At 42.7% G+C, this 21,072-nt stretch carries 19 protein-coding genes and 1 tRNA gene; 16 read left to right on the forward strand and 4 right to left on the reverse strand.

Annotated features, from left to right (window positions below; all coding sequences use genetic code 11):
- Nucleotides 1-88: 88 nt before the first annotated feature.
- From G493_RS32380 to G493_RS0116500, 3 genes are all read left to right on the forward strand, one after another.
- Entirely contained in the window at nucleotides 89-1,183 is a 1,095-nt protein-coding gene (locus G493_RS32380) for a tetratricopeptide repeat protein (protein WP_161629841.1), read from the forward strand.
- A gap of 295 nt (nucleotides 1,184-1,478) precedes the next feature.
- On the forward strand, nucleotides 1,479-2,231 hold the full coding sequence (locus G493_RS0116495) for a TlyA family RNA methyltransferase (protein ID WP_028581287.1): 753 nt from the start codon (nucleotides 1,479-1,481) through the stop codon (nucleotides 2,229-2,231).
- Nucleotides 2,232-2,261: 30 nt separating this feature from the next.
- Complete coding sequence (locus tag G493_RS0116500; RefSeq protein ID WP_051309396.1) at nucleotides 2,262-2,720, forward strand: SH3 domain-containing protein; 459 nt, start codon at nucleotides 2,262-2,264, stop codon at nucleotides 2,718-2,720.
- Nucleotides 2,721-3,045: 325 nt separating this feature from the next.
- Here the strand turns inward: G493_RS0116500 and G493_RS29715 are convergent, their stop codons facing one another.
- A complete protein-coding gene (locus G493_RS29715) occupies nucleotides 3,046-5,976 on the reverse strand; it encodes a DEAD/DEAH box helicase (RefSeq protein ID WP_051309398.1) in 2,931 nt (976 codons plus the stop codon).
- A gap of 148 nt (nucleotides 5,977-6,124) precedes the next feature.
- On the opposite strand from G493_RS29715, the gene G493_RS0116510 reads away from it, so the two are divergent.
- The 3 genes from G493_RS0116510 to G493_RS0116520 all read left to right on the forward strand — a co-directional run bounded on the left by G493_RS0116510 (nucleotide 6,125) and on the right by G493_RS0116520 (nucleotide 8,915).
- Entirely contained in the window at nucleotides 6,125-7,807 is a 1,683-nt protein-coding gene (locus G493_RS0116510; protein ID WP_028581289.1) for a prephenate dehydratase domain-containing protein, read from the forward strand.
- Nucleotides 7,808-8,127: 320 nt separating this feature from the next.
- Nucleotides 8,128-8,778: a zinc ribbon domain-containing protein gene (locus tag G493_RS0116515; RefSeq protein WP_028581290.1), complete on the forward strand. Its 651-nt coding sequence runs from the start codon at nucleotides 8,128-8,130 to the stop codon at nucleotides 8,776-8,778.
- A gap of 60 nt (nucleotides 8,779-8,838) precedes the next feature.
- Nucleotides 8,839-8,915, forward strand: a tRNA-His gene (locus G493_RS0116520).
- An 899-nt stretch (nucleotides 8,916-9,814) separates the two neighbouring features.
- Here the strand turns inward: G493_RS0116520 and G493_RS0116525 are convergent.
- Nucleotides 9,815-10,015, reverse strand: coding sequence for a hypothetical protein (locus G493_RS0116525; RefSeq protein WP_028581291.1), 201 nt, complete (start codon nucleotides 10,013-10,015; stop codon nucleotides 9,815-9,817).
- A gap of 234 nt (nucleotides 10,016-10,249) precedes the next feature.
- Here G493_RS0116525 and G493_RS0116530 point away from each other — a divergent pair, with 234 nt between their 5' ends.
- A complete protein-coding gene (locus G493_RS0116530; RefSeq protein ID WP_051309399.1) occupies nucleotides 10,250-11,032 on the forward strand; it encodes an SIR2 family NAD-dependent protein deacylase in 783 nt (260 codons plus the stop codon).
- Between the two features lie 128 nt (nucleotides 11,033-11,160).
- Here the strand turns inward: G493_RS0116530 and G493_RS0116535 are convergent, their stop codons facing one another.
- Entirely contained in the window at nucleotides 11,161-12,087 is a 927-nt protein-coding gene (locus G493_RS0116535) for an ATP-binding protein (RefSeq protein ID WP_028581293.1), read from the reverse strand.
- A 354-nt stretch (nucleotides 12,088-12,441) separates the two neighbouring features.
- On the opposite strand from G493_RS0116535, the gene G493_RS0116540 reads away from it, so the two are divergent.
- Together G493_RS0116540 and ndk are read left to right on the forward strand one after the other, a co-directional pair.
- Nucleotides 12,442-13,602, forward strand: a complete 1,161-nt coding sequence (locus tag G493_RS0116540; RefSeq protein WP_028581294.1) for an ABC transporter substrate-binding protein — start codon at nucleotides 12,442-12,444, stop codon at nucleotides 13,600-13,602.
- Between the two features lie 208 nt (nucleotides 13,603-13,810).
- Complete coding sequence (ndk, locus tag G493_RS0116550; RefSeq protein ID WP_028581295.1) at nucleotides 13,811-14,227, forward strand: nucleoside-diphosphate kinase; 417 nt, start codon at nucleotides 13,811-13,813, stop codon at nucleotides 14,225-14,227.
- Nucleotides 14,228-14,578: 351 nt separating this feature from the next.
- Here ndk and G493_RS0116555 read toward each other — a convergent pair whose 3' ends face one another.
- On the reverse strand, nucleotides 14,579-14,761 hold the full coding sequence (locus G493_RS0116555; protein ID WP_028581296.1) for a hypothetical protein: 183 nt from the start codon (nucleotides 14,759-14,761) through the stop codon (nucleotides 14,579-14,581).
- A gap of 34 nt (nucleotides 14,762-14,795) precedes the next feature.
- Here G493_RS0116555 and G493_RS32385 point away from each other — a divergent pair, with 34 nt between their 5' ends.
- The 7 genes from G493_RS32385 (at nucleotide 14,796) to G493_RS0116595 (ending at nucleotide 21,067) form a co-directional block, all read left to right on the forward strand.
- A complete protein-coding gene (locus G493_RS32385) occupies nucleotides 14,796-16,922 on the forward strand; it encodes an ATP-binding protein (protein ID WP_332308221.1) in 2,127 nt (708 codons plus the stop codon).
- A complete protein-coding gene (locus tag G493_RS32390; protein ID WP_051309403.1) occupies nucleotides 16,912-18,216 on the forward strand; it encodes a response regulator in 1,305 nt (434 codons plus the stop codon). The genes G493_RS32385 and G493_RS32390 overlap by 11 nt, the downstream gene beginning before the upstream one ends.
- 194 nt (nucleotides 18,217-18,410) lie before the next feature.
- Nucleotides 18,411-18,893 (forward strand): hypothetical protein, encoded by a 483-nt coding sequence (locus tag G493_RS0116575; protein ID WP_028581298.1) that lies wholly within the window; start codon nucleotides 18,411-18,413, stop codon nucleotides 18,891-18,893.
- A gap of 118 nt (nucleotides 18,894-19,011) precedes the next feature.
- Complete coding sequence (locus G493_RS32395; RefSeq protein WP_051309405.1) at nucleotides 19,012-19,536, forward strand: Hsp20/alpha crystallin family protein; 525 nt, start codon at nucleotides 19,012-19,014, stop codon at nucleotides 19,534-19,536.
- A gap of 321 nt (nucleotides 19,537-19,857) precedes the next feature.
- Complete coding sequence (locus G493_RS0116585) at nucleotides 19,858-20,409, forward strand: response regulator (protein ID WP_028581299.1); 552 nt, start codon at nucleotides 19,858-19,860, stop codon at nucleotides 20,407-20,409.
- 105 nt (nucleotides 20,410-20,514) lie between these two features.
- Entirely contained in the window at nucleotides 20,515-20,700 is a 186-nt protein-coding gene (locus G493_RS0116590; protein WP_028581300.1) for an indolepyruvate ferredoxin oxidoreductase subunit alpha, read from the forward strand.
- Nucleotides 20,701-20,860: 160 nt separating this feature from the next.
- The gene (locus tag G493_RS0116595; RefSeq protein ID WP_028581301.1) at nucleotides 20,861-21,067 is read left to right on the forward strand and encodes a cold-shock protein; all 207 of its coding nucleotides are present in this window, start codon (nucleotides 20,861-20,863) and stop codon (nucleotides 21,065-21,067) included.
- Nucleotides 21,068-21,072 lie beyond the last annotated feature (5 nt).

Here is a 21,072-nt window from a genome sequence, read left to right on the forward strand (position 1 = left end):
CTGTATCCATTATGATACAGGACAAGCAACTCTACGTGTACACGGAGAACTGTTTCATCGGTTTTCATCGAAATATATGGGAGCGTATATGAATAAAATTCGTCATCTCGCTTTAGCAGGCTGTTCATTGGTTTTGCTCACGCAGTGTGCAACACAAGATGAAGTGCGTGAGTTGAGGTATCAATTACGTGCTGTGAATCAAAAACTTGAAGACGTTAAAAGTAATACCGTCAATAAGATGCAGCAACGTCAGGCAAGTTCTGTGAACAAGCTCGAACAGATAGAATCAGAGACATTGCGGTTGAAATCTCTCATCGAAGAGAGTGCTCACCAGTCAAGCCAAATGCGGGAGCAGGCTAAAGAAGACATTGCCAATCTGCAAACTACTATTTCTGCCATGACCCAGGAGTCCCAGGCTAAACTTGAAGAGCTGAATCAAAAATTAGCTCTGTTTGAAAATCAATTGGCCGGTGTAAGCAGTAGTTACGAACGTCTCCAGAGAGCACGGGTGGAGGAGGCTGAGCGCCGGGCACGAGAAGCGGCGGAACGCGCCGCTGCTCAGAGAGCTGAGCAGGCAGCCAGGGAAAAAAAGAGACAAGCAGCGGCTATTTCTGCATCGACAGCAGTTCGTCCAGAGGTAAAAAAAAGAAAAATCGGCGATGCATCTGTGGTAGATGGGGCATCCCAGCCAAAATCGGCTGAGACTGAAACGGTGGTTCCTGATAGAGAAGAGCGTACTCCAGTAGTATCTTCCATACCTCCTGAGAAACCATCAAGTCAGCCATCAAATGAAGTGACAACGGTACCGGCAGATTCTCCATCATCAGATTTGGCTAAGGCTATAAGCCTATATAATGCACAAAAATATCAAGAGGCATACCGAAGCCTGGAAGATATCGTAGCATCTGATGTTCAAGGGCATAAGCTTGCTGAAACACTGTTTTATATGGGAGAATGTTTATTTTCCCAAGGTGAGTATGATCTAGCAATTTTGGACTACCAGAAGGTAATCTCCAATCACTCTAAAGATAGTCTTGCCCCAAAGGCTCTTCTAAAACAGGGAATGTCATTTGAAAAACTGACAGATATTGAGACAGCCAAAATCATATACAGTAAGCTCCTCAATGATTATTCGAACAGTCAGGAAGCTGCAACAGCAAAACAAAAACTTGATACCCTCTAAACGATCACGTTGTATTATGAAACGGTGGTGATTGGAGGTTTCTGATCAGAGAGTGAGACTAAACTTCATTTCAGATTTTTTGAGTTGTGATTGTATCCCTGCAATCACTTATCTCTGCAGATGATTTGGTTGCCATGCACAGCCAAGCTATTATAGTATAGCTTGCCAGTTGACTTGTACATATATGAAACACTGGCAATCGCTAACAATAAAGAGGTTATGCCGACATTTTCAGACGTTGGTGAACGACTGCAATGACTTTTGCCGACAACGATTTTTTTTTTGAGTTTGTATAGTGGTTAAGAAAAAACGGCTGGATAAGCTTCTGGTGGAGCGGAAAATTACGGCAACCCTTGAAGATGCGAGAGCTTTGATAGAAAAAGGGCAGATAACCGTTAACGGTATTGTTCGCAACAAGGTCAACAGTCAGTACCAAGAGCATGTTTCCATAGCCCAGCAGGCTACTCATAAGAAATTTGTCAGTCGTGGCGGGTATAAGCTTGAGGCAGCACTGCAAGCTTTTTCATTTTCTCCAGAGGGATACATATGCTTGGATATAGGGTGTTCGACCGGAGGATTCAGTGATTGTCTTCTGCAACACGGTGCCAAAAAAATTTACTGCGTTGACGTCGGTTATGGAGTGCTTGACTGGAAAATCCGCAGACAGAGTAACGTGGTAGTCTTGGAGCGTACAAATGCCCGTTTCCTCACAAGCAAAGAGATTCCAGAACTTGTTCAGCTTTGCGTGATTGATGCGTCGTTTATTTCTTTGACAAAGTTACTGGAACCGGTGTTGCCGTTTTTTGGTGATACTGTTGCCATCATCGCATTGGTAAAGCCTCAGTTTCAACTCGACCGAAACAAAATAGGAGAGGGTGGAATAGTTTCAGACCCTCGGTTGCACCAGGAAGCAATTGACATGGTGAGCAGGTATGCCGAAAGCCTTGGCTTACAAACCGAAGGAGTGATCCCTGCACCGATACAGGGGAAAAAAGGCAACCAGGAATTTTTAATACTCCTCAAGGGAGATCGCAGAAGCTCTCAATGAAGCACCCAAAAGGTATAAAAGGAGAAGCATATGGAAGTAAAATCAGTAAAAAAGTGGATAGTAACGAGTTTGACAACAGCCGCCTTTCTTGGCGTAGCTGCTTTGAGTTCCTCTGCTGCTGAATATAAAAGTGTGTCCAAGGACGGTATCAATATGCGTTCCGGTCCTGGTACTAATTATGAAATTATTTATCAACTCCCTGAAGGATATCCCTTAAAGGTTTTATCTGTTAAAGACCAGTGGTACAAGGTGGAAGATTATGAGGGCGATAAAGGCTGGATTTACGGAACGTTACTAAGTGATACTCCGTATGTTATAGTCAAAGTCAATGAAGGAAATGTCCGCACTGGCCCAAGTACCAATGACAGTAAGGTTGGCAGTGTAGCAAGAGATGTTATTTTAAAAGAGGTTGATAAAAAAGGTGATTGGTTGAAAGTCAGTCACCCGCAAATTGAAGGCTGGGTACATAGGAGCCTGATCTGGCCGTAGTCCGGAATCCTTATGAGTATAATTACGCAGTAGATGCGCGGTGCCTGACATTCACCAGGTGTGAGTTAGGAGTCTGTCGGAGAAAGCTCTTTATCCCCCATATTTGTGTTATTTTCAGAAAATCAATGTTTGCAATATCTACTATATGGCTGTACTTGATTTCCTGAAAATGCCTTAATCTGAGAAAAAAAGCAATTCTCCGACAGACTCCTGGCAAAATCTATTCTTGCCTGAAAAACGCTGTGTTTTTCCGGTATATTCCATAGAACTCTTATTCCAGTCATTCAACATGTACTCAAACAACGTCAAGGGAAATGTGGCCGGATTAGTTTTTTTGACGTTGCAAAATGTTACGTATAGCATCATGAATGTTCACCGGAAGCCGAACTGTATTTCCAGCCTTATTTTGAAATAGCAGATGGTGCTTCCGGTATGCAAAGAGAAACAGATTTTTTGTTATCTTCACATCCTGTAAACAGTACGCACTAAGTTTTTTCATCTCTCCTTTCCTATACCATTCAAGGGCCTGAAGACCGTTTCCTGATTTCTTAATTCCCAATGTCTTTTCAGCCAATCGATCCAGGCTCAATCGATATCCTAATTGCGTGTGAATAACCTCCAGAAGGTCCAGTGAAGGGAAGGTCGAAAGAGGTATGTCCGTATATGCTGATAGCACCTTGTTGTCAAAGCGTTTATTATTAAAGCCAACAACCAGGTCAAAGCCAGCGAGGTGTTCCAGGAATTTTTCGATATTATTTTCTTCATAAGAAAAGTATCTGTCTTGGACGCTGTCGTAGAGCACTGCAACGCTGATACCCATGAGATGGCATCGGTGCCAGCCGCCGACCTCCTGAGCACTTTTTTGCGTTTCCAGATCAAAAACTCCGAATCGCAGATTTACAAGAATGCTATCCTCCTGTGCATCAGGGATGTTTGAAGGAGAGAGGCTTGTTACCCCTTGTTTTTTGATATCTGGAGATCCACTTGGCCTCAGTATGCTGGCCAGAATGTTTGTACAGGCCTGTTTATCTATGGGGCGATTTCCAGATCCACATTTAGGAGAATGTACACAACTGGGACATCCCGTATGGCATGAGCAGTTTTTTACAGCCTTCAGTGTTTCTGGGAGGAGCTTTTCCAGAGAGGCGAAACCTTCACGTGTTAGTCCCATACCACCGGCATATCCATCGTATACAAAGACCGCTGATGCATTGAGTTGTTGATTCCAGGGAAATGATATCCCGCCAATATCGTTTCTGTCGCAGAGAACAAAAAGAGGTAAAAGCCCAATTATTGCGTGTTCCATGGCATGGATGCCACCCATGTAATGCAACTGTTCAGCATCTATTTCGTGTTTCAAGGTATCTGGAAAGACTATCCAAAAGCCCTCTGTTTCATAAATAGTTGCAGGAAGGTCCAAGGGGGTTTTACCTATAACTCGTTGGTTTCCATGAAGAATGCGCAGGTATGAGGTTACCTGCTCACTTACACGAAGCATACCAAAACAGACAGTGGCTCCAGGAAGTTCTTTCTGATCATAAATCTGAAGAATCTCTGTGTTTTTTTCAGTCAGCGCTTTAGTGTAATATCCTCCTTTGAAAGGAGATAGGAGAACATTTTGATTTTCCAGATCGAGATGATTAACAAGATATTGCTTCGCCATATGTAAATATACCGCACCTGTATGGCATTCTGTATACACTCTGTGTCCATCCACATCGCCAAAAGATTTTTTCTCACCTTTTTTGTACAAATTGAAGTGTGCCCCACCGCCACGAAGATGTACATGTCGTTGCGGGAATTTTCGAGCTGCATACCAGATATCTCCGTTAGCTGACTGGAGCAGATCTCCAGAGAGGGTGAGTTCCGTCAACACCGTGAGATGTTCATCCAGAGTTAGGATTTCTTCCCCTTCACGCAGAGGTATTTCTGCCGCAGCACAAACCAGGTGTTGTCTGGTTATAGTCTGATTGCGTGGGTTAATTATGACAGGTTCAACCGGGCGGGTATAGAATTCTTCCGGATTGCGCATAAAATATTGATCCAGAGCGTCTTCATGTCCTATGAGAATAACCAGTGATTTCTGACCTGACCGGCCAACACGTCCTGCCCTTTGCCAGGTAGCCATCATGCTGCCAGGGTAGCCGACAAGAATGCATATATCCAGATTGCCGATATCGATACCAAGTTCCAGTGCGGAAGTGGAAATAACTGCAAGCAGATCTCCTGAAGCCAGTCTGTGCTCTATGTCTCTACGGTCTTCAGGAAGAAAGCCTGCTCTATAAGATGCTGTGAGATGCTTTTCAGCTGGCATCCTTCTTCCTATCCACATGGCGATAAGTTCTGTCATTTTACGGGATTGAGTATATACAATGGTCCTGAGCTTTCTCCTGATCGCAGATTCTACAAGTGCAGTTGCAGCACCGGCTGCCGAATCTATCGGGTTAAGAAGCGTTATATGTTTGGGAGCAGTTTTCGCGCCTGATTCAGATATGGCGACAAAATTCAACCCTGTTAGTTCTCTGGCCAGTTCCTGAGGATTGCCTACCGTGGCGGATGCGAGAATAAATATTGGTTGAACAGCGTAATATTCACATATTCTACGAAGTCGTTTTAAAAGCCATGAAACATGAGATCCGAAGATCCCTTTGAAAGTGTGCACTTCATCGATGACAATATAGCGTAATTTGGAAAAAAAATGTGCCCATTGTTCATGATATGGTAACAGTGCAAGATGCAGCATATCCGGGTTGGTTATGAGAACCCTTGGAGAATTCTTTCGTATCTTGCTCCTTTTGTATGCCGATGTGTCGCCATCATATATTTCGGCAAATGGAATATTTTGTGGGATGTTATCTCTAAGCTTGGCCGCCATTGTTGTCAGTGATCTATGTTGATCCTGGGCCAGAGCTTTGAGTGGAAAAAGATAGAGAGCCTTATGCTGTATTTCATCCTGCAAGGCGTGGAGAAGGACCGGGAGATTGTATACCAGACTTTTTCCGGAAGAGGTCTGGGTCGAAATAATGATATTTTTACCAGCAAGGATGTTTTCGATACTCTTGTATTGATGAGAGTAAAGAGAATGCAGGCCAATCTTTTCAAGGATTTGCTGGAGGGTATGGTGAAGAGAAATGGCAGAGACCGTCTGCTCTCTATTTCCAGAAATGAGTTTATGGGCAATAAGCTGCTGGCTGAACCTCTCTGAATTCTTCATTGCTTGAAGATATTCGTCGACATTTTCCTGTATGCTGGACATTCGCTGGTATTTTTATTAACGTTCTGCGGATTTTTCTGGAAGATCACGTGGGATACAGAGGATCTGCCGGAATGGGTTATAACGATGTCGTTTACCATACTCCTTTTCGTTTAGCCCGATTTTCTCCTTTACAGCAAGGTTTTTCAATATGTTTACAATAGCCACTTTGGGGCCCGAGGGCTCTCCTGCCTGGGCCGCCGCCAAACAGTTCGATCAGCAGGCATCCATTCAAACCTGTACCAGTATTGCGGAAATACTCAGAGCATTTAACCAAAAAGAGATCGATTGTATCCTTCTCCCTGTATATAACACACGTGAAGGTGACAATAAGCAATATTTCCGATTGTTTGAGATGCTTAAGCACGGTTATTGGATCGATAATGTCATTATACATGCTGATCTGTCACTCGGTGTGCTTGATGCGTCGATAGATATAGCTGATATTAGATTACTTGTCGGACGCGGGGAAACCTTTAGCCAGGGAGCAGATTATATTGATCTTCATTTTTCCGACATTCCACAGATGCATGTCAGCAATGTGCAAGATGAGATTGAAAAATTTCGTGAGCAAGGTGACATGTCTATAGGATTTATAGAGTCTTTAGAGACGTTGCAAAACGAAAAACTGTCCATTCTTGAAAGGGGTATAGCTACACATAATAGGACAAGATTTGCTGTTTTTGCACATAAACTTGCTAAGCCCTCAGGATATGATGCTACTACTTTTGTTACTGTTCCTCTAGATGATAGGGTCGGACTATTGGTTGATATCCTTCGGGAATTTTCTAACCGTGGAATCAATATCGTCGATATGAGAACGGAAAATCATGTCGCCACCCAGAAATTGCAGATATATATTGAGGCTGAGGGGCATATTCAACAGAAGCAGATGCAGGATGCCATTACCCATGTGGAAACTCAAGTCATTCAGCAAAAGGGAGCAATTCGCGTACTGGGAAGTTTTCCACGTATTGATATGCGTACCAAGCATATCAGGTCTTTCGGTTTTATTGGCACCGGAGATATGAGTAAATGGTTTGCCGACAGACTGGAAAGTGAAGGGTATGATGTATTCCTTACCGGTCGCAGTACTCCTTTGCGCCCTGAAGAAATGGTCCGTCACGTTGATGTGGTGGTTATTTGTGTGCCAATTTCTGTAACAGCCAGGACCATTGCCAGTATCGGCCCTTTGTTGGCAAGTAATAAAGCTCTTATTATCTTGGCTGGAGAATCTGAACAGAGTATTAATACAGCATTATCGGTTACCAATGATGATGTAGAGGTGATGTTAGTTCATAATCTGTGGGGACCACAGGCCGCCACTATGAAAGACAAAAATGCTATTATTGTCAAAACATCACGAAGTGGTTTGCTCTGTGCCGAGTTCGAAGCGTTTCTATACAAGCATGGTGCCGATATTTATCAGGATTCTGCGCAAAAGCATGATTTGCTAATGGGGGTAGGGCAGAAATTGCCAACAGCCATTTCTGTGGCATTGGCTCTGACGTTGCATGAAAATAATATCACCAGTGAAGATTTGGCCAGCCATTCAACGCTGACATCTCTGTATCCTATTCTTGCCATGGCGCGGGTTCATTCACAGAATCCTCGTACTTATGCTGAGATATTGTCCACATCTGGAGATGGTCGGAAGATTGTTGTCGATTTTATACGTAATTTTGAAAAAATCATGCAAATAGCCGGACAAGCTGATATTGACAGTCTGTCTGCTCTCATTCAGCAAAATGCGGAACAATTTGATGATGCATTTTTAGAAGCACGGATGGTACAGGCCAAAGCTGTGGATAACGTTCTTGGCAAGATGATGTGAAGACAGAAGAGTAATCGTTGACCTTCAATATTTAGATGGTTACCTGTAATAGGATGATGCTCTCTGCTAGTTGTGTGCGTCGAGCATTTTATCGCATGCATCAATAGCTTACTTCGGTCTCAGATTTTTTATTTTAAACGCGAACTTTTCAGATTGTTCGCCAACATCTCGATGGCCGTGAAAAAATGTTTACAGGGCACATCTCCGTTGGATGCTTGCCTGCATTTGAATGAAACTTTCAGTCCTTGTAGGACACAACGATAATTCTAAACCTGTGGGCCAAAGGCGTTCCGGGTTTTGAGAAGAGGAGAATTCCATTTATGTTGTCCACTGCTTTAAGATACATGGAAGAAGAACATACCTGCCCCCATTGTGGTGAAGATCTTAAACTCTGTCATGCGCCTCCTATGCATGTGGGAGATGGTCTTGGCTGGGGCTCTGAATACCTTTTTGTTTGTCTGAATGACGATTGTCCTCTCTTCGTAAAGGGGTGGAAGTATATTGAAGATCAATATGGTCATGTTGGATCGTATAGGCATATGGAGCTTCCCAACTCAAACGAACAGATTAACATGATGGTTGCCGGTAAGGATGCTTTCAAGGGGAGCGTTGTTCAAATTGATGAGCTGAAAGCTCAAAATGAGCGTTACCAGAAGGAGAAAAAAGCGATTCAGGCTTTGGATACCTGTGTGGAAACTAACGATCTTGCATCAGTACTCTATTTGCTTACCAGTGAGCATCCCTCCCTTGAAGTGAAAAAGCGGGCCTCTACGTACCTGCTGCCCTTAAATAGTATAGATTGTATTGAACCACTACGCAACTACACCTTTAAAGACGAACACCTGGCAATGGAAGTCAATCTTGCCATTAAAGCAATTTTAGAAAATCACTTTCTCAAAGAGTGTCCGTACTGCTCGGAATTGGTAAAAAGCAGAGCTAAATTATGTAAACATTGCCAAAAAGAGTTATGATGTTAAATTTTTGCTTGCAAAACACGCGATATAGGTGTATATAGCGCGGGCACTTTCGTGGTGAGCGTAGCTCAGCTGGTGGTAGCACCGGGTTGTGGCCTCGGAGGTCGTGGGTTCAAGTCCCATCGCTCACCCCATTGAATATGTCAAGGCGGTTCAAACGTTAAGTTTGAACCGCCTTTTTTGTTTTAATCGAACGGACGAGCGGCTCTGCTCGCCTTATGATTTCTCATAATTTTATAATATATAGTTAACGAATTGAAATAGTGAGGCTCGTCGGGTTTTCCTGTAAAATAAGGGGCAGAAAAGTCCCTCTACAGAACAAGCAGATTATGTAGCATTGGTTACCGCACGCCCGCTGGCAAGAATAGGTTTTGATAGCTCTATAGTTGTATGTTTGGTGCCTTGTATCTACGGCAAGATACAGTTGCAAAAACTCGGTCTGTACATTTCCAAGCATGTTTTTTTCTTGGCTCGGTTAATACAGAAAATCTATGTCTACAATAAGCTACTACAAGACTATGACATAAGATAGCGCTAGAAGGGGTACGGTGTGAAATAGTGCGCAGATGTTAGCGCGGCTATGGGGAGGCGCCGTGATGTACAAAGGGGACAGGCAAAAAACCCTCTTTTTTCCAGTTTGGTGGTATCTCTTAAAATAGTGCTCGTAATATAGCAAATATGGCTGTATCTCTTCTAAACAGTCTGTATCAAGAAGATAATTCCCGTATCTGATTACGGGTGCCTCAGATTTGTGCAAGCGCGGTTTTTCGCAGGTAAGGCGAAGACTCCGTTAGGGCTATCTATGTGGGAAACCGCGATGGTGTAAAAAGGTAAGCGACCAGCGGGAGACTCAGTGGAGTACCTGTTATCAGTTACTAATTCCCCTTTTCAGAATCCCTCCTTGGAGGCCTTTTGAAAAGAGGAATTATCGTTCATATCTAGGTGAATCTGAAAAGTACCACCGGCATGTATTTGAAATTTCGAGGATAATTTTTTTTGAAATAACTCTATATGCTTTCGAAAAGATTTGTTGCTAGTTCTGACGAACAACTTGGTTGTACAGGGGAACGTATTCTTCACCTACACCCAGTTTTTTACAAAAACCATGTGCATCCAGTTGCTGAAGGCGAGGTGAAAGAATGCGACAGGCAGCTTTGAATAACATTGGTTTTTGGGCTTCCTCTGACTTGTCAAGAAGCTCTTTAAAATAGGGGATACATGCTGTAACAATCATAAGTCAAACTTCCTGTAATATTGTTATTGATCTTTTCTGTAAGTGTTTCTTGCACACGGTATGCCTTTTTTTAGAAAAAAATAATAAATAGCGTGTTATCAGCAGTATATATCTTTGTTTCGGGGCCTTCTCCTTCAAGCAACAACATCTTCTTCGTCTAATAAACAGGAAAAGCTATATGTTAGAGTCGTTTTTCCGGAATTTTTTATTTTGAAACTCTCAAGTTGTCACACTATGCATACCGTTGATTGTCAGAAAAATATTGCTTGGCCACAACGTTTAGCAAATTGTTTGCAACAGGCTCGTTATCCTGTAGCATTAACCGGAGCAGGTATTTCCGTTGCTTCCGGCATTCCGGATTTTCGTTCTGTTGGAGGGTTATGGTCCATGTTTCCTCCTCAGGAATACGCGACGTTACGCGTTTTTCAAAAGAGTCCTAAAAAAGCATGGTGTCTCTATAGAGCTCTTGGAAAAATGTTACAGGGGGCAAAACCCAATAAAGCCCACAAGGCGATTGCCCAACTACAGCAGATGCAATGGCTGAAAGGGCTTATTACCCAGAATATTGACGGATTACATCAGGAAGCAGGTTCGAACGACTGTCTTGAGATTCACGGAAATCACCACATGTTGCATTGTTTGAGGTGTATGTACAGCAGACATTTTCAAGCATCTGACCTTCTTTGCACGCCATATCCCTTCTGCCCGCAGTGTAAACAACCCCTGAAGCCACATATCGTACTCTTTGGTGAGGCAGTGCACGCGCTGGATGATGTTGCTAGAATTGCCGATCAGGCTGATCTACTTTTAGTTATTGGTACGTCATGTTCTGTATATCCCGCAGCGGATATTCCACATGTAGTGCACCGAAATGGAGGAATGATACTGGAGTTTAATGTTGAGCCTGTATTGGGATGTGGAGACTTGTCAAAACTCACAGATTTTTATTTTCCAGGGAAGGTAACAGAGACTTTGCCATATTTTGTGACACAAGTACAGCCTGTTGGCAGGATTTAAGTTCCCTTGGCTGGCTTTTCTCATGTTTGTTTTTAATAAATGATGTACTGATTGAAATAATAATGTTTTCCAGGAGCATCCGGAAAACAGAGTGTTTTTCAGGATATAAAAATAGTCTGCTTGTTACATCAGGATGTGAGTTTTTGTACCTCCAGAGGCGTTCCTCTGTGCATATCCCGTTTCAACTCAAGTGCTTTATGGGGGCACTTGCTAATGCATACACCGCAACCCATACATTTTTCTCTGTCAATTTGAATATTATCTTCTAAAAGGTACAGCGCATTAAATTGGCATACAGGTACACATAGCCCACACATCAAACAACGTTCTTGTACTCGATCAACCACATACCCTGATGAGGCAAGCATGGGCGTGTTGTGGTTCCAGGCTTGAATGGCACCACAGCAGCATGAACAACAGTTGCAAATCGCATAAAACCTATTAAGCATCGCGTCTTTAAAAAATGCGTGATGTACATGGCCACGTTGGTGCTCTTGCTCTAGAATCTTTATTGCCTCGTGACCTGTTATAGCTCGGCAATTTTCAGGATGATGATCAAGGACAAACGAAGCAAAAGGTTCACCAATGATGAGGCAGACGTCCACAGGGAAACAGGGATTGGGGCTGGTGACTCTGCATGGACAATCCAGTACTACGATATGGTCGGGATTTTTTAAAATAATACTCCGAGCTCGTTCATAAGGAATGACTTGCTCGAGGTCTTCAATGGTAATCGGAATATTCACTGTCACCAGTTTTTTTGCTTCTCCGAGAGCAATAACTTTACCGTGATAGGTGTTGCTGAATTCAATTTTTGCAGTTGATCTTCGTGAATTTGTATTTTTTTTGCAGGTGAGCCTGTGTAGCGTTGAGTAGAGGCGTGTAATAATTGGGGCAAGGGCGTGGCGGCCAGTCCCTATTTTGATGTATGCGTATGTCCATCTTGCGTACATGTATCCATGAAGCCACTGACTAAATGAGTAGGACGGCGTTTTCCAGGCTTCCCGGATGAATTTTCGTGTTGATGCTCTGGGCCAAAAAAATAGAAATCGCATGAAAACACCAGGGGGTCGTTGGTATTTGAAAATTGGCTTAATATAATACCCACGTTCAATTCTGTCAGCAAGGTGCAGGTGTATTTGCTTGGTAAAAAAGATCATTGCCAGCCACTGGTTATGCGTAGATTGCGACAAATTGTTGACGAAACATCACGTGTTGAATAACATGGCGTGTTTACAGCCTCATGGGGGGAGTAACACGTGTTTTGAGATGTATCTTCCTGAAAAGTAAGCATTTTTTTAAAGGTTTACTGAGGGTGCCTTTGCCGGGAATGTATTTGGGTGAATCAGCAGTGATTGCTTTTTTTTGTGGAATAACAGAAAATTGAGAGTTTAATTGAGGAGGAGAATATGAAGATACAACTAGGTTGTATACACATGTGGGTATGGTCCCTTGCGCTGTTTGTTTTTATGGCCTGTGCGGGAACGGTCGTTGCCGGGACTATTAAAATTGGAGCTATCCTCGCGGAAACCGGACCTGCATCATTTCTTGGCGCTCCTGAAAGCAGATCTCTCATGATGCTTGTTGAGCAAATTAACGAGCAGGGGGGAATTAACGGGAACTCCATAGAGTTGATTGTCAAAGATTCTCAGGGTAGTCCTGAAAAAGCAATCAGTTTTGCCAGGCAGTTGATAGAGGAAGAAAAGGTTTTTGCCATTATAGGTCCGTCTACTAGTGGTGAATCGTTAAAAATCAAGAAAATTTGCCAGGACGGCAAAACGATTCTCATTTCCTGTTCAGCCGCAGAACTTATTGTTAACCCTGTCGCACCATATGTGTTTAAAACTGCTCCCAGTGACAGTTTCGCAGCACGGCAGATTTACTCCACCATGAAAACAAGGGGAATTTCAAAAATTGCAGTGCTTGCAGGAAATACCGGGTTTGGCAAAGCAGGGAAGAAACAGTTGGAAAAATATGCAGATGAGTATGGGGTGACCATTCTTGCTGAGGAAGTTTACGATAAACAATCTACCGATCTTTCAGCTGTTGTTGCCAAGCTACAGGCTAATCCCGAAATTCAGGCCGTTGTCAATTGGTCTGTAGTCCCGGCCCAATCGATTCTGGCTAAAAATATACGTCAGGCCGGCTGGAATGTACCTCTGTTTCAGAGTCATGGGTTTGCAAACATCAAATATGTTGTTGCTGCCGGAGCTGCTGCTGAAGGAATCATGTTTCCTGCCAGCAGGCTTCTAGTTGCAGAAGAACTTGAAGAAAGTCCTGTAAAGCAATTCTTGCTGAATTACAAAAATAGTTATGAAAAACGGTTTAAAGAGGAGGCGTCCACCTTTGGAGGGCATACCTATGATGCCATGACCATTCTTGCCAAAGCCATTGAAACAGCGGGGACGGATAAAGAAAAAGTCCGGCAGGCCATAGAATCGACCACCGGCTTGATTGGCACAGCAGGAGAATTCAATTTTTCCACACAGGACCACAACGGTCTTGATATGGATACCTTTGTCATGCTGACAGTTAAGGATGGCAAATTTACACTTTTGCATAACAAGTAAAACCACTACCTGGTGTCAGTCCGTAAAAGGAAATTTTTGTTCGTAAGTGACGCATCTTCAAAATTAAGCCACAGGCATATGGTTGATATTGCTTTCCAGGCTTACCTCTGGGGTAAAACAATTGAAGTTGAAACAGCTAATGGGCGAAAAGGTCATTATCAATGGACAGACGATACCAGGATAAACCACAGGGAGAAAAGATAGTATCATGGAAAAAACATTTGCAATCATCAAACCCAACGCCTTTGCTGCTGGAAATGCAGGAAAAATCCTTGCCAGAATTTACAGTGAAGGTTTTGCAGTTGTTGGGCTGAAGAAGTTGTACATGAGCAAGAAAGAAGCTGAGGGCTTCTATCACGTGCATAAAGAGAGGCCATTTTTTGGTGAATTAACAGACTTTATGAGTAGCGGTCCATGCATAGTTATGGTACTGGAAGCAGATGGGGCAATAAAAAAATGGCGTGACTTAATGGGGGCAACCAATCCTGCAGAAGCTGCCGAAGGCACTTTGCGTAAAGAATTTGGAGATTCTCTGGAGGCCAATGCCACCCATGGATCAGATGCTCCTGAAACAGCTGCATTCGAAATCAGCTATTTCTTCTCTGGCTTAGAAATGCTTATGTAAAGCGTCTATTTTTTGATATAGTGCATGACGAGGGCGGCTATCCAGCCGCCCTTTGCTATTGGATGATTCCATCCTTCTCGCAATATTATTTATCATCCTGAATTTTCTCGATATATTATCTCGTAAAAGCAATTAGGCCTGTTTATTTTGTAGTTTCAGTGATTCTCTCTGAAACTTGCCAGTTCAGTAAGCATTTGCTCTCAATTGGCTTAGCTCCTCTGATGTGTCCATAGGCTTATTCACTGGTGCATGGATGAGATGCGATCAAGATAGCAATCCAAATAGGGAATATCTGTGAAGATAATCGGCTTAAAAGAATTGAAACTGCAAGATAATTCTGTTTATGTGCAATTAGTCTGATATCTGGATTGTTTGCTGTCGGACCACATTAAAGCCAATAGGGTGGACGCTGATTTTTACTCCAGCACCGCCTTTATCTGCTGGCCGGGGTGTTTGCGCAAACATTTGAGGCAATTTTTTAAGGGCATACCCTTCCCTTGGGTTGAAGTGTTCTATGAATTTGATATAATTCATAATAAATATCATAAACCGTCAAATAACTATGCCTATGCCGCTCGATCAGGATTTTTTTAATACCGTTTACATCCGGTCTCCTGTAGCAACTCTGGTCGTGAACAAGTTGCACAAGATCATATCAGCGAATCAGGCCGCTGCTGATCTGTTTGAAGCAAACGATCTGGTTGGATCTGTTATCGATACCTATATTTCTCCTGAACATAGTAATTATTTTCACTCCACCCTTGATAATGCGCTTATTACAGGGAAATCCATGTTTGGGGAATTTCTTCTGTATACTTCCAAAAAACTTACCCTTTCTGCCTGGGGCGAACTAGGGGCTTTTCCTGTTTCAGGGGAAGAGCCGGTAGCAGTTCTACATTTTGTTCACATTCACAAAGGGGGCACTTTTCGTCAACGTCTCGACAGGCAGAGATCCTACGTCTTTACTGAGAGTGGTTCAGATCAAAAACGATGGCTTTTTGAAGCTGCAGAGCATCAGAGAGCCAGACAGGAAGCTGAAGAGCTGGCCCATCAGCAGTTGGTTCTTAATGCATTGTTAAAACTTTCCTTGCAGGACCAGAGTATAGATCAAATGCTCAGTCATTTTTTGGAAATCCTGCTTTCTTTTCCCTGGATAGGTTTGAAAACAAAGGGATGTATTTTTCTCTGTCAAAATAAGCAAGTCGTGCTCAAGGCATATCAGGGGATTGAACAACGAATTCTCGAGAGGTGCGGGCGAATAGAGTTGGGAAGTTGTCTCTGTGGTCGAGTGGCGAAAGATGGAGTTTCTCTCTATGCATCCTCCAAAGATCCCCGGCATATCAAAGGTGATCCATTTCTTCCATATCATACGCATTATTGCATTCCCTTAAAGACAAAATCCGGTGAAGTGCTTGGTGTGGTTACTCTGTTCTCAGAAAACAGTGGACAGTATAATCCCAATACTCTGGTACTTCTTGAGAATTCTGCAAGTATCCTGGCTGCTGCGCTGGTCAGAAAAAAAACAGAGAATCAACTCCGTGACAGGACGGAAATACTCAGTTCAATCTATAAAGCTGCAGATAGCATAGGTCTGGTAATTGTGTCTTTAGGCGAGCAGGACGCTACTATTATAAGCTTCAGTCCAGGTGCGGAAAAAATATTTGGCTACAAAGAAAATGAGATACTTGGCAAATCCGTAGCTGCATTATATCCGAAATCAGCATTGCATAATTTCAGTGAACAGGTCACTCATTTAATGGAAGGGGAGAGTATAGCTCTTAATGACATAGAATTGTGTCGAAAGGACGGAAGTAAGGTTTCTTCGGTTGTTTCGGTTCATCCATTTGGCTGGGGAGAAAATCGTTCTTCTAAAGCTGTGGGGGTATTTACAGAAATTACTGAATTAAAACAGGCTCAGGCCAGGTTGGAGCAAGCCAATGATGTTTTGGAGCAACGTGTTTTAGAGCGCAGTATGGAACTCAAGACCGCCCAGCAACAGGTGCTGCATGCTGAAAAACTTGCTGCTATAGGGCAATTGTCCGCTTCAATCGCCCACGAGTTTAATAATCCTTTACAGGGGGTTATGACTGTGCTGAAAGGTGTGGCCAAACGTGCTCGCCTTGAAGCGGAAGATGAACAGCTTGTCCAGTTCGCTTTACAGGAATGCAATCGCATGACCGGGCTGATTAAAGGGCTTCAGGATTTTAACCGACCGACTAGCGGGCGATATGCAATGGTTGATATCCACCAGATGCTTGAATCGCTGTTTCTCCTGTATACCAATGAATTGAGGAAAAAAAATATACAATTACTTACTGAATACGCTTCCCAAATGCCTCTACTTCATATTGTTCATGATCAATTGCAGCAGGTGGTAATGAACCTGATGAATAATGCCACAGATGCCTGCGAGAATGGCGGAACCATCACTGTGCGTACACGGTATGTTGATGGCTATGTTGAGTTGGATGTTGAAGATACAGGAGTTGGAATTGCTTCCGAGAATGTATCAAGGTTGTTTGATCCGTTCTTTACTACTAAATCTGCAGCAAAAGGTACAGGTTTGGGGTTGGCTGTCTGCTATGGTATTGTTAAAAATCACAAAGGATTGATTATGGTTGATTCTGAAACTGATAAAGGAACCTGTTTTACTGTGAGATTGCCTTTGTCTGGTGTTAAGTACAATGAAAGATAATAGAATCCTCATTGTAGATGATGAACCTGTTATTCGTGCAACACTTGTTCGAGAACTTCAGGTCGCCGGTTATGACGTGAGCAGCTGTGGTGCTGGACAGGAAGCTATTGAGCTCTTACAAACCGATAATTTTGATGTGTTGATAACCGATTTGCTCCTACCTGATATGGATGGTATTTCTTTGTTGAAAATCAGTAAGGCACAAAATATCTCCATTTTAGTTATTATTCTCACCGGTTATGGTGATATGGCTTCAGCAATAGACGCACTTCGTTTGGGCGCTGATGATTATCTGACCAAGCCATGTGACACAGATGAAATTATTCATCGTATTCAGTTCTGCATCGAAAAACAGAAATTGCTTTCACAGGCAACTTATCATCAACTGAAGCTCGCAGGTGAGATAGAGAGGAGGCGTCAGGCCGAACACGATCTTAACCTCAATGAGCAGCGGTTGCAACTTGCTTTGGACGCAGCCTCAGACGGCGTCTGGGATCGCAATCTTTTAACACATCAATCATATTATGGTGAAAATTGGCACCGGTCGCTGGGCTATAGCGATGAAGAGGCTATTTTTGATGATGCCAGCTGGGAAGCGCTTCTGCATCCGGACGACAAAGAAAAGGTTTTACGGGCTAGAAAAGAGCACAGTGAAGGGATGGTGGATAAGTATGAAATCCAATATAGAATGCGAAACAAACAGGGGAATTGGCAGTGGATTTTATCCAGGGGCAAAGTTATCGCCAGGGATAAGCGTGGAAAACCCCTTCGTATAATTGGTACACACACTAACATTACCCCACTTAAGGAGGTACAGACTGAACTTGAAGAAGCTCGTAGCGAACTTGAAAATCGTGTACGTGAGAGAACCGCGGAACTCGAGGAGATTAATGTTGCACTTAACACTCTATTGAAAAAAAGAGAAAAAGACAGACAGGTTGTACAACAACAGGTTCTTGATAATATTAATACGCTGGTCCAGCCTTATGTCGAGAAATTGAGAACCATTCTTGCGACACCAGAGCAACACATGTACCTTAATATTCTGGAAGCTAATCTCGGAGAGCTTTCATCATCAATGGCTCATACAATATCTATCAAATTCTCGAGGCTGACTCCAACTGAAATACAGGTTGCGAACCTGGTGAAAATGGGAAAGAGAAGTAAAGAAATCGCAGATGTTCTTAATTTGTCTCCCGGAACAATTAATATACACCGCAAAAACATACGCAAAAAATTGGAAATCACCAATACCCGGGTTAACCTCCAGACAGTTCTTTCCACCCTATCTTGATTTTGTATTTCCTTGACCTGTTACCGTAAGCGTAACTTTGTCTTTTTCTTCGTTTTTTATGATAGATTGTGTATCCATTTTGTATACTTTTAATATCTGTTGCGCTTTGTGAGAGAAGTATGCACAATACACTACATGTTTAAGGAGCCAATGCTCTCGAAAACATTGTAATTTCATAGTTCATAGGAGGGCACGTGAAATTTGTCGGGGCTCCATCCATAGCAAGAAAGGTATTGATTCTCGAGTGGGCAGCCATTGTCTTGATAATCTCAATTTTGTGGATTGATGAAATTCTTGACATTCCCTATGTGCTCCTGGGAGGAACAGAGACGCCTATTAATTGGCGAGAGTCGCTTTTTGAAAGCATTATTATTTTATGTTTGGGACTTTTCTTCATACGTTTGTCGCAACAACTTCTTGCAAGATTAGACCATCTTGCCCGTCTTGTACCGGTCTGCGCATCATGTAATAAAGTATGTGATGAAAAAGAGTTTTGGGAAATTATCGAGAAGAGTGTTGAAGAATATACAAAGAGAGAATTTGTGTATGGGATGTGTCCAGAATGTGTTGAAAAGTATTATCCAGAATTCTACAACGAAGAAGCGTTGATCAAAGAAAAGGAAAGAGTACCTAGCATTGGAGACGAGCATAAAGCTAGGAACAGAAAAAATCTTTAACCTGCAAGTATTTTTCCCTTATTGTGGGGCAGGCTGTTTATCCGTATGAAAACCGCAGATATCGTATTTTGCGGAATCTACAGGGTTTCTTTTAACAATGTGCATGGGGAGGTGTGCAATGAAAAAAGATAAAAAAGCAGCAGGGGATAGTGTCGTCACACAAAATTCTCAAGGAAAAACACCGTTGTCAAGACCTCGCGAAATTGATTTGCTTGATGAAATGCAACGTTTTTTTGAGACCAGTTTTGCAACGCCTTGGTGGTATCCGTTTTCTGTGCCGAAATTAATGACTAAAAACTGGAATACCGATTTAACCGAGAAAATTCCTTCTGTTAACGTGGTAGAGCACGACGATCTCATTGAAGTCACCGCAGAACTTCCCGGCGTTGACAAAAAAGATCTGTCCCTTTCTCTGGCGAACAATGTCTTGACAATCAGTGCTGAGACAAGTCGTGAAAAGAAAGAAGATAGGGAAGGCGAGTATCATCATCGTGAGATCAGTATGGGCGTATATAAAAGAAGCCTTGTTCTTCCTGCGGAGGTAAAAGAGGAGGAAATAACAGCCACATTGAATAATGGAGTGTTGACTATTCAACTACCCAAGCTTGCAAAAGCGAAGCGAACACAAATAGAAGTGCAGTAATGGCATAGGACAATTGATCAAGACCGAAAGAACTGATCATAGCGATTCGATGAAGGGTGCAGCCGGTCTATATTAAAAAACCACTTTTCTATCTGACTATAATTGCGAAATTTTGAAAAAGGCATTTTCAACAATTTGTCAAAAATGGCGATTTTTGGCATTAAAACACAATTATTGACAAATCATGGAAAAATGATGTTGTGTATCATGCTAATTTTCCTTATTTTCTTTTTTCCCTGTTTTTTTAGGAAGACCGGCTACACCCTTCGATGAACCAGGGGAACAAAACTACATCACCTGGAAGAACCATGGACAGGGGTAATGGTAAAGAAAACACTGCTGCTTGTGGATGACGAACCCTTTATTCTTGATTCCCTAAAGCGTGAAATGGAAGTTGAGCCCTTTGATGTCGTGCTTGCGCATGGAGGAGTGCAGGCTGTGGAATTGCTCCAAAACAGGACTTTTAACTTGGTTATTACCGATGTCTACATGCATGGAGTTGATGGTTTTAAAGTTCTGCGGGCAGCCAAAAGCACTATGCCTTCACCCATGGTTATTGTGTTGAGCGGAGATGGTAATGCCCAAACGGTCATTAAAGCCTTACGACAGGGGGCTGATGACTTTTTATTGAAGCCATGTGATGTGGATGAATTGATTTTTCGAGCCAATAATGTCCTGCAGAAACAAGAATTGCAGGCTCTGGTCGAGAAATATAGTTCTATGCTGCCGGTGTGCATGAAATGCCGCAGGATTCGCTGCATCAATAGCGCGGATAATACAGAGCAGTGGTTTACTGTTGAAGAGTATTTTGCACAGATGGGCCAAAGTGGTGTCACTCGGAGTTGCTGCCCTGAGTGTATAGAAAAGTTTTGATGTCTTTATAATCAGGTGAGACTGTGATCTGGTTACAGAGATGTTTAAAATGTCCTGCATGTTAAGGTGGTGAAAAAACGATATCTTTAATGAATGGAGGTTGTAATGTGGCAAGTAGATGTTGATAAAGAAAAATGCACTGGTTGTGAAGAATGTGTTGGTTCCTGTCCAGCCAGTGTATTTGAGATTGTCGATGGTAAGTCCGAGCCGACAGCTATGGATGAGTGTCTCGGATGTGAAACCTGTGTGGAAGTTTGTCCGGAAGAAGCTATTACAGTTACTGAATCATAATTGTTGTGTGTTAATCCCCGAGCCTTTGTCGGTCGGGGGTTAGTAAAAGGAGGTAACTCTGAGGTTTTCGAGTTTATGATAGCGAAAACAACAGAGTTTTGGGTGGGTGTTGGGCTGTGAAGGACCAGCAAAAACCAGCAATGAAAGCAGGAGCAATTGTATGTACGAAGGAAAAGTGAAATGGTTTAATGCGACAAAAGGGTATGGATTTATTCAAATGGAGAATGAAACAAAAGATGTTTTTGTCCATCACAGTGCCATAGAGATGGAGGGCTATCGGTCACTTCAAGATGGTGATCGGGTGAGCTTTTCTGTTGTACAGGGAAAAAAAGGTCTTGCCGCTGAAGGTGTGAAGGTCCTAAAGTAGGGATG

It is taken from the genome of Desulfogranum japonicum DSM 18378, from assembly GCF_000429945.1.
Classification (GTDB): Bacteria; Desulfobacterota; Desulfobulbia; order Desulfobulbales; family Desulfobulbaceae; genus Desulfogranum; species Desulfogranum japonicum.